Source organism: Bacillus sp. 5mfcol3.1 (assembly GCF_900114335.1).
Lineage (GTDB): Bacteria > Bacillota > Bacilli > Bacillales > Bacillaceae_G > Bacillus_A > Bacillus_A thuringiensis_S.
Map to the genome: position 1 here is coordinate 1 of NZ_FOST01000049.1, position 2335 is coordinate 2335.

Below are 2335 nucleotides of genomic sequence, written 5' to 3' on the forward strand. Positions count from 1 at the left end.
GATGGTAGTTGGGACCTTGTCCCTGTGAGAGTAGGACGTCGCCAAGCAAAAACCTAAGTCGTTTCGACTTAGGTTTTTTTGTGTTTATTTTTATTACTTAAAATATAAAGGTAAGAATTACCTTTTATAAGGGTATAGTCGAGATATAAAAGAATGTTTGTGATCTTATATAAAAAGGTTATGCGAAAAGTAGCAATCTAGCTCTTTTTGCATAACCTTTTGTGTTTTTAAAGGATTTTACATAAGAAAAAATCTATAATTAAGGTAGTTAACATATATTTTTGATGGGTGTGGGGGATTATGAAAGAAATATGCATGTTATTAGTGGCTGTTATATTATGGGGGACAGCTATTGCGCCAACAAAATGGGCGTTAGAATCTATTCAGCCGTTTACTTTGTTGTTTATTCGTCTTTTCTTTGCAGGTGGAATTTGTATGCTATTTTCATTTAAGCAACTACAAAAATCAGTTGTACATAAAAAAGTTCCATGGAAAAGAATGAGTTTGTTAGCTTTTACCGGTGTAGCTGGGTATTTTATGTTCACATCGTACGGTATTTCTTTAACAAGTGGATTACATGTTAGTATCATAGATGCTGCATTACCATTAGTTACAATTCTTTTTTCAGCAATCTTCTTGAAAGAGAAAATTCGATTGAATTATTGGATAGGAATTATATTGGGTGCTATAGGAGTACTCTTTATTACGATTCCATCTAAAAGTGCTGATCAAGAAGTGTCTTTAATAGGAGATATACTGATATTATTAAGTACTTTTCTATTTGCTTTCTACACGGTTTTGCTAAAACGACCAAAACAAGAACAGTATTTATCAAACGAGGTTTTTACAACATTAACTTTAATTATCGGAGCTGTTATTCTATTACCATTTGCACTGGTAGAAATTCTTTATTACGGTTTACCGAAGATTGAAACTTGGAAAACGGGACTTAGTGTAATATACCTTGTTATTGGAGCAACAATTTTAGCGTATTGGTTGTGGAATAAAGCGCTAGAGAGAGTTTCAGCATCAGTAAGCGGATTATATTTAAATGCATTACCATTAATAAGTATTGTTACTTCAATTATTCTATTAAATGAATCTCTGACATGGAGAGTAATAATGGGAGCAAGTTTAGTTTTAATCGGAGTAGGATGGGCGGATAAGCAAAAGTTATGTAATCTATTAAAAGGTAATAAGGTGAAGAATAGAGACTGTTAAACAGTATGATTTATATAATTGACATGTAAAAAAGATACCTTATATATGAGGTATCTTTTTTATTTAGCAAAGATAATAAACTAAAATTAGTATGGATATTCTTTGCTGTATTTATATGTGTCGAAATCATTTTGAAATATTGTTTGAACAAGTTGTATACATTCAGTATCATAAAAGCTTTCAAAAGTTGGATGACGGGGAAATAAAGGATCAGTAATATCGCCTTCGCTAAAATTCCCTTTATAAATCATGGCGGGAGTTTGATGATGCCATGATGTTGAGAACTCATTTATTGGTGCGTTTTTTAATTCGAAACGCTTTTCTAATTCTTTCATTTCCTGATCAAAGTTTTCTAAGTATATATAATTGGTGACATATTCTTCTTCACCAGCTATATATTGTTGTGTGAAATGTGGGTTAATATCACTTGCGTGAGCCCCTTTCATAAATAGATAATATAGAAATTGTTTAAATGAGATCCCTTTGGGGGAATTTTCATCTTGATATAAAAACTTTCGGATGGGTTTCCATTCGGGATTTTCCATATAAGGAGGTCCAATTAAGGATACGAAAGAACTGACTGCTCTCCTATAAGGGTTACGAACAAGTTTAAACGTTTCTTTTTGTTTTTCTCGCAACGCTACTCCTAGTCGTACACTATAAGCAGGTGTACTTTTGTATATATCATATTCATAATTATGAATGAAAGGACTATAACTTAGAGCTGTTTGCAATAAATCAATCTGGTAAAAGAACCAATTGGCAAGAGAAGTGCAACCGCTTTTTTGACTCCAAAATAGAATGATGGGAAACTTCCTATGATAGTGTGGGCTTCTTGAATGGGCGCTTATGGTGTTTAATAAAGAAGGATCGAACAAGTTCTACACTCCTTTCAGTTATTTTACTGATATGTATGAGGAATAAAGAGGGGGTATGAGAGTCTTTTTCATCTTTTTTTAAAAAATGAAAGATTAATATTGACTATTATTATATAGAGGTGTAATATAGGACAAGTCGCCGATGACATTAACGTCGCAAGCGACAAACGAAATAAAAAACTTAGTTGACATTAACTAACGAAGATGTTAACATAAGGAAGTCGCAAATGAGCGAC

Annotated in this window: 2 protein-coding genes; one reads left to right on the forward strand and one right to left on the reverse strand. The window is 32.5% G+C overall.

Annotated features, from left to right (window positions below):
* The first annotated feature begins 300 nt into the window (after positions 1-300).
* Positions 301-1221: a DMT family transporter gene (locus BM089_RS30285; protein ID WP_000658283.1), complete on the forward strand. Its 921-nt coding sequence runs from the start codon at positions 301-303 to the stop codon at positions 1219-1221.
* Positions 1222-1307: 86 nt separating this feature from the next.
* Here the strand turns inward: BM089_RS30285 and BM089_RS30290 are convergent, their stop codons facing one another.
* Positions 1308-2099 carry a sulfotransferase family 2 domain-containing protein gene (locus BM089_RS30290; RefSeq protein WP_000460203.1) on the reverse strand — a complete coding sequence of 264 codons (792 nt, stop codon included), beginning with the start codon at positions 2097-2099 and terminating at the stop codon, positions 1308-1310.
* Positions 2100-2335: the final 236 nt, after the last annotated feature.

What these genes read in the sequence shown, in the direction of transcription:
- BM089_RS30285 (WP_000658283.1), top strand. Translation starts at nt 301, where the DNA reads ATGAAAGAAATATGCATGTTATTAGTGGCTGTTATATTATGGGGGACA.